General features: G+C 60.0%; 15 protein-coding genes. 7 read left to right on the top strand and 8 right to left on the bottom strand.

Going from position 1 to position 16,923, the window contains the following annotated elements:
* Positions 1-11 precede the first annotated feature (11 nt).
* From ACTIEN_RS01340 to ACTIEN_RS01325, 4 genes are read right to left on the bottom strand one after another with little or no spacing between them, the layout of a single operon-like run.
* Positions 12-920: a hypothetical protein gene (locus ACTIEN_RS01340; protein WP_439521294.1), complete on the bottom strand. Its 909-nt coding sequence runs from the start codon at positions 918-920 to the stop codon at positions 12-14.
* 45 nt (positions 921-965) lie between these two features.
* The gene (locus tag ACTIEN_RS01335; protein WP_439521293.1) at positions 966-1,988 is read right to left on the bottom strand and encodes a TRAP transporter substrate-binding protein; all 1,023 of its coding nucleotides are present in this window, start codon (positions 1,986-1,988) and stop codon (positions 966-968) included.
* Positions 1,989-2,012: 24 nt separating this feature from the next.
* Positions 2,013-3,332, bottom strand: coding sequence for a TRAP transporter large permease (locus ACTIEN_RS01330; protein ID WP_439521292.1), 1,320 nt, complete (start codon positions 3,330-3,332; stop codon positions 2,013-2,015).
* A complete protein-coding gene (locus ACTIEN_RS01325) occupies positions 3,329-3,874 on the bottom strand; it encodes a TRAP transporter small permease subunit (RefSeq protein WP_439521291.1) in 546 nt (181 codons plus the stop codon). Before ACTIEN_RS01325 ends, ACTIEN_RS01330 begins: the two co-directional genes overlap by 4 nt.
* Before the next feature lie 99 nt (positions 3,875-3,973).
* Between ACTIEN_RS01325 and ACTIEN_RS01320 the strand changes: the two genes are divergently transcribed.
* Positions 3,974-4,459 carry a MarR family winged helix-turn-helix transcriptional regulator gene (locus ACTIEN_RS01320; protein ID WP_439521290.1) on the top strand — a complete coding sequence of 162 codons (486 nt, stop codon included), beginning with the start codon at positions 3,974-3,976 and terminating at the stop codon, positions 4,457-4,459.
* The gene (locus ACTIEN_RS01315) at positions 4,452-5,327 is read left to right on the top strand and encodes an isocitrate lyase/PEP mutase family protein (RefSeq protein WP_439521289.1); all 876 of its coding nucleotides are present in this window, start codon (positions 4,452-4,454) and stop codon (positions 5,325-5,327) included. The genes ACTIEN_RS01320 and ACTIEN_RS01315 overlap by 8 nt, the downstream gene beginning before the upstream one ends.
* Positions 5,328-5,337: 10 nt before the next feature.
* Here ACTIEN_RS01315 and ACTIEN_RS01310 read toward each other — a convergent pair whose 3' ends face one another.
* Together ACTIEN_RS01310 and ACTIEN_RS01305 are read right to left on the bottom strand one after the other, a co-directional pair.
* The gene (locus ACTIEN_RS01310) at positions 5,338-6,576 is read right to left on the bottom strand and encodes a CoA transferase (RefSeq protein WP_439521288.1); all 1,239 of its coding nucleotides are present in this window, start codon (positions 6,574-6,576) and stop codon (positions 5,338-5,340) included.
* Positions 6,573-7,409, bottom strand: a complete 837-nt coding sequence (locus ACTIEN_RS01305) for an FAS1-like dehydratase domain-containing protein (RefSeq protein WP_439521287.1) — start codon at positions 7,407-7,409, stop codon at positions 6,573-6,575. Before ACTIEN_RS01305 ends, ACTIEN_RS01310 begins: the two co-directional genes overlap by 4 nt.
* A gap of 327 nt (positions 7,410-7,736) precedes the next feature.
* On the opposite strand from ACTIEN_RS01305, the gene ACTIEN_RS01300 reads away from it, so the two are divergent.
* The 5 genes from ACTIEN_RS01300 to ACTIEN_RS01280 all read left to right on the top strand — a co-directional run bounded on the left by ACTIEN_RS01300 (position 7,737) and on the right by ACTIEN_RS01280 (position 13,357).
* Positions 7,737-8,867 carry an ABC transporter permease gene (locus ACTIEN_RS01300; RefSeq protein ID WP_439521286.1) on the top strand — a complete coding sequence of 377 codons (1,131 nt, stop codon included), beginning with the start codon at positions 7,737-7,739 and terminating at the stop codon, positions 8,865-8,867.
* A complete protein-coding gene (locus ACTIEN_RS01295; protein ID WP_439521285.1) occupies positions 8,864-9,661 on the top strand; it encodes an ABC transporter ATP-binding protein in 798 nt (265 codons plus the stop codon). The genes ACTIEN_RS01300 and ACTIEN_RS01295 overlap by 4 nt, the downstream gene beginning before the upstream one ends.
* 1 nt (position 9,662) lies before the next feature.
* Positions 9,663-11,402 (top strand): MlaD family protein, encoded by a 1,740-nt coding sequence (locus tag ACTIEN_RS01290; RefSeq protein ID WP_439521284.1) that lies wholly within the window; start codon positions 9,663-9,665, stop codon positions 11,400-11,402.
* Positions 11,399-12,022, top strand: coding sequence for an ABC-type transport auxiliary lipoprotein family protein (locus tag ACTIEN_RS01285; protein WP_439521283.1), 624 nt, complete (start codon positions 11,399-11,401; stop codon positions 12,020-12,022). Before ACTIEN_RS01290 ends, ACTIEN_RS01285 begins: the two co-directional genes overlap by 4 nt.
* Positions 12,023-12,145: 123 nt before the next feature.
* Entirely contained in the window at positions 12,146-13,357 is a 1,212-nt protein-coding gene (locus tag ACTIEN_RS01280; RefSeq protein WP_439521282.1) for an APC family permease, read from the top strand.
* Positions 13,358-13,437: 80 nt separating this feature from the next.
* On the opposite strand, the gene ACTIEN_RS01275 is transcribed toward ACTIEN_RS01280, so the two are convergent.
* The gene (locus ACTIEN_RS01275; RefSeq protein WP_439521281.1) at positions 13,438-15,087 is read right to left on the bottom strand and encodes an acetolactate synthase large subunit; all 1,650 of its coding nucleotides are present in this window, start codon (positions 15,085-15,087) and stop codon (positions 13,438-13,440) included.
* 114 nt (positions 15,088-15,201) lie between these two features.
* Positions 15,202-16,854 (bottom strand): thiamine pyrophosphate-dependent enzyme, encoded by a 1,653-nt coding sequence (locus ACTIEN_RS01270; RefSeq protein ID WP_439521280.1) that lies wholly within the window; start codon positions 16,852-16,854, stop codon positions 15,202-15,204.
* Positions 16,855-16,923 lie beyond the last annotated feature (69 nt).

The following is a 16,923-nucleotide window of genomic DNA, read 5'->3' as shown; positions in this document are numbered from 1 at the left end:
GGTGCATGGCGTTAAACGCGAACGTGGCCGAGGGTCGCTTCCAGAACCTGATCGGAATGTCGATCCATCATGAGCATATGCGAGCCACCCGAAGCAACCTCGTGGGCGGTGTCGATCAGACGCGCATCGGGCAATTCATCCGCCAAAGTGGCCCACCGGTCAGCCCGTGTGCGCCAGTGATCGGCACTGTCGAGATGATCCCCCTGAACGATCACAAGTGGACAGGTTTCAAGTGCCGCCGGATCATCCGGGAATGCCGAAGGCTCAAGCGCAATCAGGCCGGTTATGCGGTTCGGGTTTGTCGCGACTGCATCAAAAGCGGTCTCTGAGCCCTGTGAATGGCAGATCACAAGGGCCGGTCCTGTGCGGTCCAGAACTGCCAAAAACGCGGCAAGGTGCAGGTGGGCCGTCCCCTGCCAGCGCGGCACGAAACGGCGGGCGAACGCCTCGAGCGCGTCCACAGGGAATTGCTGATGAGCAAACGGCGTCCGGTCGGCAAACCCTTCGGCGGGACCAAAGCGGAACAGCGTCCACGCCTCTTGCATGCTGCGCAGGATAGGTTCTCCGGGCAGGTGGCCAGGGGCAAAGCCGGCGCGCCCGCGTTCGGGCAGATCGACAACATGCACGACGCGCCCCGCATCCAGTAGACGGTGCAGCCAACCGGGGCGACCATCCGGGGTGGTCTCCCAGCAACTTCCCGCCATGCCGCCGCCATGCACCAGCAAAACGGGCGGAGCATCCACGGCTTGCGCGGGGACGAAATACTGAACGTAAGCCGCGTTCACCGCGAAATCCCCGCGTGGGTCATAGGTAAACCGCGCATCGCGGGTGAACGCGATCTCACGCGGCGCACCTTCGGTGACGCACAGCACCTCGCCGCCTGCCCAGTAGCTGCCAAAGTCGGAAAGGGAATATGTCATAAGGCAAGGTCGGCCCCGGCACGGATTGCGCCGGAGCCTGTGTCCTTAGTCAAGGCTGTTCAGGGCTTCGTATTCGTCATAAGCGTCACTGAAAGCCCGGTAGCTTTCCATCACGCGGGCGAACATCGGATCAGACGCAGATTGCTCGGCGTAGACCTCTTCAGAGGCCGCGCGCAGGGCGTCGACCACCTCATCCGGAAAGCGGCGCACGTCGACGCCATTGGCCCGGAAGGCGTCCAGATATTCCTGCTGCCCGACAACGGCGGTGCCGATGGTCCACAGGTTCAGGTCCATACATCCCGTCTCGATTGCGGTGCGGTGCTGGTCGCTCAGACCATCCCATATGTCCTTGTTCATGTAGAACTCGATAAAGCCGGAGGGCTGGTGCCAGCCGGGAAAGTAGTAATTCTTGGCCACCTTGTCGAAGCCCAGAAGGCGGTCCACCATGGGAAAGCTCAACTCAGTCGCATCCAGACGCCCGGTTTCAAGCGCAGTCGAGATTTCGCCCGCAGGCAGGCTCATCGCATTTGCGCCCAGCTTGGCAAGGATCGCACCACCCAATCCGCCGATACGAATGTTGAGGCCCTGAAGGTCCGCCACCGTATTGATTTCCTTGGTGTACCAGCCCCCCGCTTCAGAGATGATCACACCGCAGGGCATGGGCACAACATTGAACGGCTCATAAATCTCGCGCCAAAGCTCCAGACCGCCGCCATGATTGACCCAAGAGACGTATTTGATCGCGTCCGGGCCAAAAGGCATGGACCCGAAAAGCGCTGCTGCCGGTGCCTTGCCAGCGGCGTAGGCGGCAAAGCTCATACCGGCGGGAATGGCGCCTGCTCCGACGTTGTCGAAGATTTCAAACGCCGGAGACAGTTCACCGTCGCCCAGGTGGATGAAATTCACCTCTCCGTTGGTCAAGGTTGATACGGTGGCGGCAAAGCGGTCGATGCCCGGACCAAGCACCGGCAATTGCTTGGCGAACGCCGATTGCAGATTGTAGTCCTCTGCCTGTGCGCCGGTCACTGACAAAGCCGCGAGTGCGGCCCCAAGGATAAGCTTCTTCATTCTATTTCCTCCCAGAATTGACCTCTATACGAGGCCCGTTATCAGCCATGGGAAAGCCATCAGCAGTCCCAAGGCAAGCAATTGCAACGCGATGAACGGGATCACGCCACGGTAAATTTCGGTGGTCTGGATCTGATCACCCGCCGCTCCGCGCAGGTAGAACAGGGCAAACCCGAAAGGCGGTGTCAGAAAGCTTGTTTGCAGGTTCACAGCGACAAGAATACCGAACCAGATCAACAGTGCCTGGCCGGACAATCCGTTTCCAAAGTCCAAGCCTCCGATGATCGGGGCAAAGATCGGGATCAGGATCAGCGTGATCTCGAGCCAGTCCAGCACGAAACCAAGGACGAAGATCGCACCCATCACCACCATCAGAACGACCCAGGGGCTGTCGCCGAACAGACCCAGCCCATCCCGTATCATCGCGTCGCCCCCCACACCTTTGAACACGGCGGAAAAACAGGTGGCCCCGACAATCACCATGGCCACCATTGATGTCGACAGCACGGTGTCGCGTGCAGCCTCGAGGATGATTGCGGCGTCGAATTTGCGATAAAGCACGGTGACAAGGATCGCACCAAACGCGCCAAGACCGCTTGCCTCGGTAGGTGTGGCAAGACCCGCGATGATCGAGCCAAGCACCGAAACCACCAGCAGCAGCAAAGGCGCGACATCGACCAGCGTGCGCCCGAGACCGATCAGCAGTCCGGTCGTCGGCCCTTTGGCCGCGCGCGGCAGGCCACGCGCCCGCCAGATGATATAGACGCCGTAAAGGACGACCAACAAAAGACCCGGACCGATGGCGCCTGCAAACATGTCCGGTACAGGCGTCTGCAACTGGTCCCCAAGGATGATAAGCATCACCGAAGGCGGGATCAGGATCGCCAGCGTTCCACTTGCCGCGATCAGCCCGGCAGAGGTGGGTTTGTCATAGCCCACTTCGGTCATTCGGGGCAGAGCCAGCAGCGCCAACAGGACCACGCTGGCCCCCACCACGCCAGAGGAGGCCGCCAGCAACACGCCAATGACCAGAACTGCGACACCCATGCCTGCCGCTGTGCCTCCCAGGGCGCGCTGCGCCCCTTTCAGCGCCCGTTCGGCCACGCCGGATTTCTCGAGGATCAGCCCCATGAAGATGAACATCGGGATCGCCACCAGCAGCCAGTTGGTCAGAACATTGGCGTAGATGCGACTGACGATCAGATTGAAGAACGCGGTGGGAAGGCCGGATAACAGGATGAAGATCGCCGACGTACCGGCCAGAACGAACGCCACGCGGTATCCCGCGAGGATGCCGCCCAAGGTCAAGACGGCCATGGCCAGCGGCAAGATGATATCGCTCATTTGCGCACCAGCAAACGGATCAGCCGAATGGTTTCAATCACTGCCGCCAGGGCCAGCAGGGACAATCCCAAAGGCAGCACAAGCTTGATCAACCACAGATCGTTCAGCCCGCCACTGGCCGAACCTTCTCCCGACCGCCAGGACCGTTCCCAGAACCGATAGGCCCCCGGAATGGCCATGACAAAGAACGGCGCTGCAAAGATCAGATTACCTGCGAGGTCGACCCGTTGGCGGACACGGGTTGAATATCGGTCGTACAGGAAATCGACGCGCACATGTTTGTCGCGCAGCCAGACAAGCCCCGCTGGCAACAGCGCAATGATCGCGAGCAAGTGCCATTGCAGGTCGAGCAGGGAATTCAGAGTCACCGCCTTGCCGAGCCAGAACACCGCTTGCGAGAATGTCACGAGAGGATTGATGTCAAACAGGTTGGCAAAGACCTGTAGCGTGATGGACAACATCAGAACGATCACCAGCACGGCAAACCCGTTCAGCGCAAGGCGTTCCAGACGTGCAAGCTGTGAATAGGCCTGTTCGGCCATCATTTCCTCCCGTCGTGGCGGCTCTGAAGGCCGCTCGTGAATTAAGCCTAGCAATATTTCGCTCCATATGGAACTAATATTCTGAGACTTGGAGAAACCATGAAACTGATCGACATTCTGGATGGTACGCCATTGCCAATTGGCTATCGTATGGCCTTTCTGACCGTTTTCTTCCGCGAACCCCTGTTGCGGCGAATTGAGCGTGATCAGGGTTTGGTGCGGCCTGAATGGACGGTGCTGGTTTGTCTGGCATTCCGGGACGGGTTGAATGCGCGGGACATTTGCGAGATCACGGAACAACCTTCAAATTCCGTCAGTCGAGGCGTTTCCCTTCTTTTGGACAAGGGCTTTGTTGCCCGCAAACCCGACCCCGAAGATGCGCGCCGCAGTCTTTTGACCCTGACACCTGCAGGGCGTGCGGCCTATGAGTGCGCGATGACCCTCTTCGTTGAGGCAGAAGCCGAGATGACGGCAAGCCTTGATACGCAAGAGCGGGCGACGTTGATCCGATTGCTTGACAAGATGGCACGCGATGTCCCGCGCTGGAAATCCCTTCCTCCTTATTCCGAGGCTGCTGATGACTGATCCATACCCCAACCCCGCCGCCGAGGCCTTGCGTGGCTTGTTGGCACGTCCCGGCCTTGTCATGATGCCCTGCTGCTATGATGCACTTTCGGCACGGCTGATCCAGCAGGCTGGGTTCGAGGTGACGTTCCTGTCGGGATTCGCCGCCTCTGCCAGCCGCATCGGCGCGCCTGACCTGGGGCTCATGAGCTTTGGCGAAGTGCGCGATCAGGCGCGCAATGTGCTGGAAGCGGTCGATATTCCCATGATGGTCGACGGTGACACAGGTTATGGCAATGCGATGAACGTGATGCGCACCGTCGAAGGTTTTGCGCGGGCAGGCTGTGCCGGCGTGATGATCGAGGATCAGGTCGCCCCCAAACGCTGCGGGCATACGCAGGGCAAGTCTGTTGTGGATCGCGAAGAAGCGTTTGACCGTATTCGCGCGGCGGTCGAGGCGCGCGGGCGTTCCGATATCGTCATCAAGGCGCGCACCGATGCGCGGCGCACCCACGGGTTGGCCGAAGCGATCCAGCGCGCACAGGTGTTTGCAGAGTTGGGGGCAGAGATGATCTTTGTCGAGGAACCGCTGAGCCAGGAAGAAATGCGCACAATCTGCACAGAGGTGCCGGGCGCTAAAGTTGCCAATATGCTGGAAGGCGGGCAGACGCCGATCCTGCCGCCCGCGGAACTCGAGGCGTTGGGGTTCAAGGTTGCGTCCTATCCCTTGGCCACGCTCTCGGCTGCGATGCAGGCGATGGTCACGACATTGGCTGCTTTGAAGGCGGGCAAGGACCACACCGGACAGCTCATGGATTTTGCCGAGTTGCGCGACCGGATCGGGTTTGGTGCCTATTACGAGCAGGAAGCGCGATACGCGCGCAAGTAACGCGCGGCGGTCAAGCCGCGCTGCGGGGTTTTGCGAATCTCGGGGACTGGACCACACCCGTATCAAAAAGCCTGGCGATTTCGGTGCCCGAGCAGCCCGCGATCTCTGTCAGGATTTCTTCGGTATGTTGGCCCAGCCTCGGGGCGGGTTGTGCCGCGACACGTCCCGACGCGCTGAAGGCGGCAGGGTGCGCGGGGACCGGGAATTGGCCGATGCCGGGTTGCATCACGTCGGCAAACATCGGGTTGTCCGGGCTGAGGTCCGCGTCAGTCTCGACAGCCTCGCGGACGGTGCGGAATTCCGACCAGGTCAGCCCGGCCTCGTTGAAGGCGGTATCGAAGTCAGGGACACGACGCTGATCGAACCATGGCTTCAGGACGGCGGTGATATCATCACGAAACCGCCAGCGGTTGCCTTCGTCAGCAAGGGATACGCCAATGCGCTGTTCCAGCGACGCCATCGCTTCGGTGGTTCCCGTCACCTTGCAGATGCCGCGCCATTGGCGGTCGGTCAGGCCGATCACCATTACGCGGCGTCCATCGGCACAGACAAAATCCTGTCCATACGCGCCATACAGTGCATTCCCCGACTTGCCCCGGTCCTGCGCGTTCAAAGCGACATCTCCGATCATCCCCAAATGCCCAAGCGTGGCGGCGGCCACATCCTTGAGCGCGATTTCCACCTCTTGCCCGCCATGTCCGCGCAGTCGGTGCCGTTCTGCGGCCAAAAGCGCAGAGACACACATGTTGCCCGCGATCAGATCCCAGGCGGGCAGGGCATGTGCCACCGGCGCGTCGCTGTCTGCCGGGCCGGTCATATGTGGAATGCCAAGGGCAGGGTTCACGGTATAGTCCACCTGCGGACGTCCGTGGCGATCACCGGTCAGTGTGACCATGATCAGGTCGTCCCGGTCTTTGCAAAGGGTGTCGTAATCCATCCAGCCACGCACGCGCAGATTGGTCAGGAAAAGCCCCGCATCGTCGGCCGGCGCGGTGATGATCCGGGTGATCAACTCGCGTCCCTCGGGCGATTTCATATCGACGGCAATGGATTTCTTGCCCTTGTTCATCCCCGCCCAGAACAGGCTTTCACCATTTGGGGCCAATGGCCAGCGACCGGCATCCAGACCGCCACCAAGCCGATCAAAGCGGATCACCTCGGCCCCCATTTGCGCCAGCGTCATTCCCGCCAGCGGAACAGCGACAAAGGCAGACCCTTCGACAACGCGCATTCCTTTGAGCACGCTCATTGGGCGTCTTCCCAGATGGCGGTGGCCTGCATACACTGATGGCCATTTTGCCCGGACCACAGGCTCAGCACGGCGTCTTCGGCCTCCATCGCGATGTCGCAAGGCGCACCGGCGAACATCGGATGCACGCCTCTGAAATCAAAATATTTGGGTGTGCTGCCCCGCTCACGGAGGGCGGCGCGCATCAGGAAGGTGGCTTGCAAGGGGCCATGTACAACCAGGCCGGGATATTTCTCGACCTGCTGTGTGTAGGGCAGATCATAATGGATGCGGTGCGCGTTGAAGGTGATGGCGGAATACCGGAACAGCAACGCTTCGTTTGTGTCGATCCGTTCGACAACATCTGCAGGAAGCGCCTTCTTCTTCGGCGGAGTGAACGTCTCCGGAATCTCCAGATATACGATGTCCTGCCGCTCTTCGATGGCAAGGCCGGCGGGGCCGTAGATTGCCTGATCCACCGTCACAAACACCATCGGCCCCGCCGCGCCGGTCTTCTCGGTCACTGCCCGGATCGAAGACCGCCGTTCAAGCGGATCCCCGATACACAAGGCCGGGCCATGGAATTTGAGCGCCCCTCCAGCCCACATGCGACGGTCCAGACGGACTGGGGGCAAAAGATCGGTTTCACGGGGATGTCCGTCTTTCCCAAGTTTGTCGTTCGGAGTGGACAGCGGGAAAGCGCACCAGTGCCACAGGGGGGGAAGCGGATCGCCATGGACGGGTATTTTGCCAGACCCGACAGTTGCATGGACCTGTCTTGCGAGCTCTGGGGTGATGCACCCGGCATCCTGGGTAACACGGCCGGTCCACGCATCAAGATTCAACATGTCCATGATCTTTCTCCCCCAAGATTGCATTTCAACTATCCCGAGATATTGAAAAAATCAAATGATTTTAGATACTTATGGGAATACCACGGTATACCGAAACCTGAGTTTCGCACCTGCGGCACTTGAGGGGAAAGGAAATTCCGGCGTTTTCTGCATGTGCAGCATCGCGCAAATGCATGTTGTTTTTGTTCACTCTGTGCGCGTTTCGGGGGCAAATGCCGAGACAAGATCACCGCTTCCGCGTGTCACCGCGACGGGTTAGCTTGGCGACATGGACTCATTCCCGAAGCTTATAGGACGCACGCGCAATTGGTGCAAAAGACTGCCGACATGACTAGGGAGACCGCATCGCATTTTTCGCTTCAACAAGGCCCATCTGCGGACGAGGCGCAGTTGTCCGGGATGTTGACGATCTACACCGTGACACGCGCACAAACCGCGCTGGAGGCGCTGAAACCCGGAGACGTGGCGCAGATCGACCTGTCGTCACTGACGCGTTTGGATACGGCGGGTGCATGGTCGCTGATCACCCTCAAGAACCGTTTCGCCCAATCGGATCAGCCGCTTCAGTTTGTCGGTGTCAGCGACAAAGCCGCGAGTCTGTTGGACAGTGTCGCGCGCGCATTGCCTGAACCAGAGCCGCCGTCCGCACACAAGATGTCCTTTGCAGCATGGCTGGACCGGTTTGGTCACAATGTGTTTTCCGGACTCATGTTCCTGCGGGCGCTGACCGGATATCTGGGAATTTTCCTGCACCGCCTGGCGCGCGCACTGTGCCATCCAAGTGAATTCCGCATGACCTCGCTTGTGCATCACTGCGAGGAAGTGGGGCTTCGGGCCGTGCCCATCGTGGCGCTGATGGCGTTCCTGATCGGGGTGGTGCTTGCCTTTCAGGGGTCCACCCAGTTGCGGCAGTTCGGGGCAGAAGTGTTTGTGGTCGATCTGATCGCCATTTCTATCCTGCGCGAATTGGGTATTCTTCTGACCGCGATCATCGTCGCGGGGCGAACCGCGTCGGCCTTCACTGCGGCCATTGGGTCGATGAAGATGCGCGAAGAGATTGATGCGATGCGCACGTTGGGGCTCGACCCCGGAATGAACCTGTTTGTGCCGCGCATTCTGGCATTGCTGATCATGCTGCCCATTCTGGGACTGATCGCCAATGTTGCCGGGTTGTTCGGAGGTGCCTTGATGGCGTGGATCGACCTTGGGATTTCGCCTGCGATGTTCCAGACACGGTTGGTCGAAGGCACGTCTGTCGATCATGTTTTCGTGGGATTGGTCAAGGCGCCGGTCTTTGCCCTGATCATCGGAGTGGTGGGCTGTCATGCCGGAATGCAGGTCCAAAGCAACGCGGAATCACTGGGGCGGATGACATCAAGCGCGGTGGTGACAGCCATCTTCGCGGTGATTGTGGCCGATGCGGTCTTTTCCATCTTCTTCGCACGGATCGGCATATGACCGGGCGTGAGGTGGTGATCAGGTTGCGCGGAATTCGCAATCAATTCGGCACGCAGGTGGTCCACGAGGACCTGGACCTTGATGTCTATCGTGGGGAAATCCTGGGTGTGGTCGGTGGATCCGGCACCGGGAAATCAGTTCTCCTGCGCACCATTGCCGGGCTGCAGAAACCGGCCGAGGGAACGGTCGATGTGCTTGGCACAGATGTGCTCACGGCGGACGAGGACACGCGGCAGGCGCTGGAAAACCGCTGGGGTGTGATGTTTCAAGACGGCGCGCTGTTTTCATCGCTGACCGTGCGTGAAAATGTCGAGGTGCCGATGCGCGGGGTCGACGGTCTGGACCCGGAGATCCGCAGCAAGCTGGCCGACCTGAAGATTTCGATGGTGGGGCTGCAATATCTGGCGGGTGACAAATACCCCTCGGAACTGTCCGGCGGCATGCGCAAGCGGGCGGGTCTGGCGCGGGCGCTGGCGCTGGATCCCGACATTGTCTTTCTGGATGAGCCGACCGCGGGTCTGGACCCGATCGGCGCCGCGGCCTTTGATCAACTGATCCGCGGGCTGAGCCATTCTCTCGGGCTCACGGTATTTCTGGTGACGCATGATCTTGATACGTTGCACGCGACCTGTGATCGCATCGCGGTGCTGGCGGAACGAAAGGTACTGGTGACTGGCACGATGAAGGATATGCTGGAGGTTGATCACCCTTGGGTGCACGAGTATTTCCACGGACCCCGCGCCCGCGCTGCCGCGTCCGAGGGAACGGGCAATAGCGCTCAGAAAGGCGACTGACTTGGAAACCAAGGCGAATTTTGTCCTTATCGGAGCGTTCACTCTTGCCGGGCTGCTGGGCATCCTTGGGTTCTTCCTGTGGTTTGCACAGGTCGAACTGGATCGACAGTTCGACTATTACGACATTCGCTTTTCGTCTGTCTCGGGTCTGGGCAACGCCTCTGACGTGCGGTTCAGCGGCTTGCCTGTGGGGCAGGTGGTCGATGTAAGGCTGTCGCCCGATCAGGACGGTACCATCCTAGTCCGTATCGAGGTGGACGCGGCCACACCTGTGCGCACCGACAGTATCGCCACCATCGAGGCACAGGGCGTCACAGGTGTGTCTTTTGTGGGCATTGGACCCGGAACACCACAGGCCGATTTGCTGGAACCAACCGAAGACGCCCCGGTGCCGGAAATCACCGCCGGACGCTCCACATTGCAAAGCCTTTCCGAAGATGCCCCCCGGCTTCTTGAGGAAACTCTGACCCTTGTCGCGGATGTGGCGGATTTGCTGGGAGCCGAAAACAGGGATCGCATTACCAGCATTCTGGCAAATGTTGAAACGGCATCCGCCGAATTCGCCAACACTCTGGACGGGTTTTCGTCGATCAGCACCACGGTCAATGACTTTGCCGAGCAGATCAACCTGTTCAACGAAACGCTCAACACGTTGACTGGTGATCTGACCGAAGTCTTGCAAACCGCCGACACGACCCTGACGTCGATTGGTGAACTCTCGGAGCAGGGCAAAGGTGTGCTTCAGACAGGTGTGGAAACGCTGAACAACGCACAATCGGCGATTGCGAGGACGGAAGACTATGTGTCAACGGATCTGAGCCAGACAACAGCAGAGCTGCGTGCAGCCGCCACTGCGTTGCAACAGGAGATGGCTACCCTTGGCGCGGATGCACGCGCCCTGATGGTCACGCTGAACAAAACAGGTGAAACCGCAACCGCCCGACTGGAAGAGGCGCAAGCGACGCTTGAAGCAACCGACGCCCTGATTGCCCGGCTGGACGGGACTGCCGTTCTGGTAGGCGAAGCGGCTGGTACTGTTGATACCCTGGTGCGCGAAGAAGGTGCACCGCTTTTGTCGGAGACCCGCGCGATGGTGGCCGAGGCAGATCGTGCCATCGCCTCTGTGGCAACGATTGCCAATGACGATCTGCCAAAAATCTTCGCTGATATTCGTCAGACGGCAGACACCTTTCGTACCGTGGCGACCGAAGTCGGCGGCAATCTCACGGCGTCCAGCCGATCGACCGAGGACGTGCTGGAAACTGTGCGGCTGACTCTCGAAGATGCGCGCGTGTCCTTTGCCAATGCGAATACCACGCTGGCAGCCATCAACGGTGCGTTAGAGACAGGTGACCGCGCGCTGAGTGCTGCCGAAAGCGCCTTTACCGGAGCGGACCGCGTGATCAACGAAGACCTGTCGGGGATCATAGCCGGGCTTGAGACCACGCTGGACAGTTTGAACGGTGCGATTGGTCAGGTGTCGGAGGATTTGCCCGGAATGTCGGCGGATCTGCGAACCGCAAGCCAGGCAGCGTCCCGGACCTTTGCGGAACTGCGCAACCTGACCGATGCAGCGTCACCGTCGATTCGCGAATTCACGACAACTGCATTGCCGCTCTATTCCCGGCTGGCACAGGAAAGCCGAACGCTGATTGCCAATCTGGATCGGTTGACGGAACAGATCCAGCGTGATCCAACGCGGTTCTTCCTTGACCGCGAAACGCCGGAGTTCAGACGATGACCCGCTTGCCCTTTTTTCGCCAGGCAGTTGCGCTTTTTGCCCTTGCCCTTCTGTCGGGCTGTGCTGCGATTTCGGCAGTCAGCAATGCGGCCACGCCACTGGACGTGTACGAACTTCGTGCGCCCGATATGCCATCGCCGTCGCGCAGAATGGTCGCGCGGGATGTGATCGTCGAATTGCCGACAACAAGCGGTGCGCTGTCCACGGACCGAATCATGATCCGTCCCAACGCGCTACAGGCGCAATACCTGCCGGATGTCCGCTGGAGCGAACCCACACCGGTGATGGTGCAGACGCTTATGCTGCGCTCGATCGAGGCGACGGGGGCGGTGCGCTATGTGGGCCGGACTCCGTTGGGAGTCAGCGGAGACTTTGCGCTGGTGACGGAAGTTGTCGATTTTCAGGCCGAAGTGAACCCGGATGGCGATACGGCGACGGTGCAGGTCACGCTGCTGGTGCGGCTTGTACGGGAACAGGACGCGCGCATCGTTGCCAGCCGGACCTTTGCCGCCAGCATGCCCTCGCCCTCAACCGACACATCCGCAGTGATCGAGGCCTTCAGCGGTGCGTCGGATCAGGTTTTCGCAGAGTTCGCAAGCTGGATGCAAAACGCGCTCTAACCCAGCAGTTTTGTTCCGGGCGGTTGACTCACGTCATGTTCGACGGGCCGAATTCCCTCTAGCGTTGGATAGGATCTCCAGCATTCAAAAGGCTGTCGCATCCGTGAAAGAGGCAGTTCCATCGTGACAGATCACCCCGACAAGCTGCGCCGTTCCTTGAATGTGCCCTTGTTGACGCTTTACGGTCTGGGTGTAACCGTGGGTGCGGGGATTTATGTGCTGGTCGGCGCGACTGCGGCTGCGGCCGGGGCCTATGCACCGGTGTCTTTTGCCATTGCCGCGATTGTGGTTGCCTTCACCGCCTTTTCCTACGCCGAACTGTCAACTCGTTATCCGGTCAGCGCCGGAGAGGCCGCCTATGTCGAGGCTGGGTTTTCGTCTGGAACGCTCGCCACCGTTGTTGGTCTGGCAGTTGCACTTTCGGGACTAGTTTCGGCGGCAGCGGTATCGCTTGGAGCGGCGTCTTATTTGCACGAGTTGACCGGAGCGTCGCAGACATTCCTGACAGTCGGTGTGGTTGTCGCGATGGGGATGATTGCGCTGTGGGGCATCACACAATCCGTCACCGTCGCGGCCATCATCACCGTGATCGAGGTGTCCGGCCTGATCTTTGTCATGGTCTGGGGTTTTGCGATTGCCGAGCCCGCGGGTGTTGCGCTGATCGACATCGTGCCACCCCTGACGGGTGGGCATTGGGCCGGGATCGGCGCAGCGTCGTTGCTGGCCTTCTTCGCCTTTGTCGGATTCGAAGACATGGCCAATGTCGCGGAAGAGGTCAAAGACCCCCTGCACACAATGCCAAAAGCCATCATCTGGACGCTGGTTCTGGCGACTTTGCTCTATATCGGGACAACAACCGCCGTTCTGGTTGCGGTGCCGCTTGGTACGCTTTCCGCCTCGGCAGCGCCGTTATCGCTGGTGTTTCAAACCGCCCCAGAGGGCGTGCGACAGGCGTTTGGCGTGATTGCCATCGTTGCCACGGTGAACGGTGTGCTGATCCAGATGATCATGGCCTCGCGGGTGATCTACGGCTTGGCGGATCGCGGACATCTGCCCGGACTGCTGTCCCATGTTTCGGCGACGACCCGGACTCCGGATGTTGCGACATGTGCGGTTGTCGCTGCGATCCTGCTGCTGGCGCTGACCTTTCCGATTGATGCCTTGGCTGAACGCACGTCGCAGATCGTGCTGTCTGTCTTTGTTCTGGTGAATATCGCGCTGATCCGGCTCAAGCTGCGTGGACCGTCCTTCGGGGCGCATTATCACGTCCCGATGTTTGTCCCGGTGATGGGCGTGGCAACCAGTCTCTTGCTGTTCGCCACCGCTTTCCTGTGATCCGGGCGTGCGATCCATGAGGCTGGAAAGAAGGTCATCGAGTTCGACCTTGCGTTTGGTCCTACACCCTGCCCTGATGATCAGAGGCTAACCGTCAGCGTCCCCAGACGTTCCGTCAACTTCATGTTTTCGCGGTAATCCACCGGAATCACGACCAGCGAGGGACCGTCCGTGTTCAACGCTTGCGCCAGTTGGGTTTGCAGGTCCTCGGGGCGGGTGCAGGTGCTCCCGTGCCAGCCAAAGCTCTTGGCCAGTCCCATCCAGTCGGGATTGCCAAAGGACAAGTCCGTATGGTGGCCGAATTCCTGCTCTTGCTTCCAGGCGATCAGACCGTAGGCGTTGTCTTCCCAAACCAGCATCGTGATGTCGGAATTCAGCCGCCGCGCGGTTTCCATTTCCTGCAGGTTCATCAGGAAATCCGCATCTCCGACAAGCCCCAGAACCTTGCGGTCAGGACAACTGATCGCCGCGCTGATCGCGCCGGGCAGGGGCATCCCCATCGAACAGAACCCGTTCGAGATGATGCAGGTGCCGGGTTCATGACATTGGAATTGCCGCGCGACCCACATCTTGTGCGCGCCGACACCGCAGAGCAGGATATCGTTGGGTCCAAGGCAGGCACGCACATCTGCGATGGCTTTTTGCGGCGTGATCGGGCCTTCGCCAGTCTCGTCTGCGTGGGCGGCGAATTCCTTCTGCATTGTTGTGCGCAGCGCCACCTGTGCAGAGAAATCATATGTCAGGGACGCGCGCTTGGCCCGCTTTTCCAGCGCCGAGATCGCCCCGGCAAGATCTCCGACAATCTCAACGTCCGGACTGTAATTGTTGTCCACCTCGGCGGGAAGAAAGTCGATGTGGACGATCTTGGTGTCGCCCTTCGCGTTCCAGCTGCTGGGTGGGTATTCCACCATATCGTATCCCATGGTGATGATAAGATCGGATTCCTCGACCATCGTCATTGGAAAGTCGCGTTGCCCCATGCCAATGGTGAACAGGCATCGCGGATCATCCAGATCAAGCGCACCTTTGGCCATGAACGTCATCAAGGCACCGATGCCCGTCGTGTCGCAGAATGCCCTGAGCGCGGCACTGGCGCGGGTGCGGATCGTGCCGTTGCCTGCGATGATCAATGGGCGCTTGGCCGCCGCGATCAAATCCCATGCCTGATCCAGCGCCTTGGTGTCAGGTGCGGGGCGGCGGACGGTGTTCACCTTCAGGGGGCGCGCGTCGGTTTCATGTTTTGCGATATCCTCGGCCAGTTCGATATGCACCGCGCCCGGCTTTTCCGCCTCGGCCAGTTTGACCGCCTTGCGCACCACTTCGGGGATAGCATCGGGCGACAAGATCGCCTGCGACCACTTGGTCACAGATTTGAACATGCTCACCACATCCATCACCTGATGACTTTCCTTGTGCTGGCGGGTGGTGGCCGCCTGACCGGTGATCACCAGAAGCGGCGCGCGGTCCATGTTGCCATCGGCCACACCCGTCATCAGGTTGGTTGCACCGGGCCCAAGGGTTCCAAGGCAGACGCCGACCGTGCCGGTCAAGCGCCCATGCACAGCCGCCATGAACGCGGCACCCTGTTCGTGACGACAGAGCACAAACTCGATGGAAGATTGCTGCAACGACATCATCATGTCGGCGTTTTCTTCACCAGGAACGCCGAAGATGCGCTTGACGCCTTCCGCTTCGAGGCATTGCACAAACAGGTCACTTGCTTTGGTCACGCGGCTCTCTTTCTTGTAGTGGCTCAGTCTGAAGATAGCGTTGCGCCCTTCGATGACGAGCCGAAGTGAGGGTTCCGTGACCCTGATGCAATGTTGTAGGCCTGTGGCGCGGCTTTATTCCAGGCGCTTGCCGGGTGACAGGAACGACGGATCGGCTTTCACTTCGATCAGGTTGACACCACCGCGATTGCGGGCTGCCGAGACGGCGGCGACAAAGCTGTCATAGTCCGGAGCCTTTTCGGCATGCGCGCCGAAGGATCGGGCGAAATCGCAGAAATCCGGGTTGGTCAGGGCCGTGCCCGACACGCGGTCCGGGTATTCGCGTTCCTGATGCGCGCGGATCGTGCCATAGCGGGCATTGTCGATGATGATCACCGTCAGGTTCAGATCATGATGCACTGCTGTCGCCATTTCCTGACAGGTCATCATGAAACAGCCGTCACCGGCGATGGCGAACACCTCGCGTTCGGGCGCACAGATTGCGGCTCCGATCGCTGCCGGCAGACCATACCCCATGGAGCCCGAGGTCGGCGCAAGTTGTGATCCCGGCGCGCGGTAGCGATAGAAGCGGTGCAGCCATCCCGCGTAGTTGCCCGCGCCGTTGCAAAGAATTGCATCGTCGGGAAGCGTTTCGGCCAGATGGGCGAAAAAGGGGGCAAGTGGGTCTTCTTCCACCGAGGCGGGGTTACTGAATCTTTTGTACGTTTCGTGAAGGTCATGTGTGCGGTTTGCAAACTGCTTGGGTGCAATTGCGTCCCAGGATGCGACTTCGGTGCAGAAACTCTCGGTGTCCGCGATCAGCGCGATTTCCGGTTCAAAAACACGCCCGATCTCTTCCGGTTCGGGAAAGACATGCGCCAGCGACTGGTCTGGCACCGGGGGCGTCAGGATCGAATATCCCGCAGTTGTCATCTCCCCCAGACGCGGGCCAATGGCGATCAATAGATCCGTTTCGGCCATAATTTTCTTGAGGTAAGGCGGCGTGCCGACACCGTAGTGGCCGATGTAATTCGGATGGCGGTTGTCGATCAGGCTTTGGCAGCGCAGCGAAACGGACACTGGCAAACCCTGCGTTTCGGCAAAGCGTTGCAATGCGTCGATACCTCGCTTCGTCCAGCCGCCGCCTCCGGCCATGACCAGCGGGTTTTTAGCCTGCGCGATCCGATGTCTTAGCGTATCCATCGCATTGGGCGACGGCGCAAATCGCGGCGTTTCGATGCGGGCAGGGGGTTTTGGCTGAATGATCTCGTCATACAGCATGTCCTCTGGCAGCGCGAGCACAACCGGGCCAGGCCGCCCTGACAGTGCGGTACGGAACGCGCGGCTGACATATTCCTGAAGTCGCGAGGCGTCGTCGATCTGGGCGACCCACTTGGTCATCTGGCCGAACATGCGACGGTAGTCGATTTCCTGAAACGCTTCGCGTTCGACCATGTCGCGGGCCACCTGACCCAGAAAAAGGATCATCGGGGTCGAATCCTGGTAGGCAATGTGTACCCCGGCGCTGGCATTTGTCGCTCCGGGACCTCGCGTGGCAAAACAGATGCCCGGACGCCCAGTCAACTTGCCATAGGCATCAGCGGCCATCGCGGCGCCGCCTTCCTGACGGCAGGTGATAAACCGGATGTCGGTTTCACGACCGTAGAACGCATCCAGCACCGGAAGATAGCTTTCCCCCGGCACGCCGAAGGCTGCGGTGATCCCCTGTGTCACCAATTGATCCACAAGATGATCTGCGGCGCGCACCGTGCTGTTTGTGAGGGTCATGTGGCTTGAGGCCTTCCAGTCGTTTTCCCGAACGCTAGACAGGTTTCTGGATCAGGGCAAACAGAAGGG

Source organism: Marivita sp., assembly GCF_051859345.1.
Lineage (GTDB): Bacteria > Pseudomonadota > Alphaproteobacteria > Rhodobacterales > Rhodobacteraceae > Marivita.
Note: the sequence above shows the minus strand (reverse complement) of the source record. Positions and strands in the feature narration are given on the sequence as shown.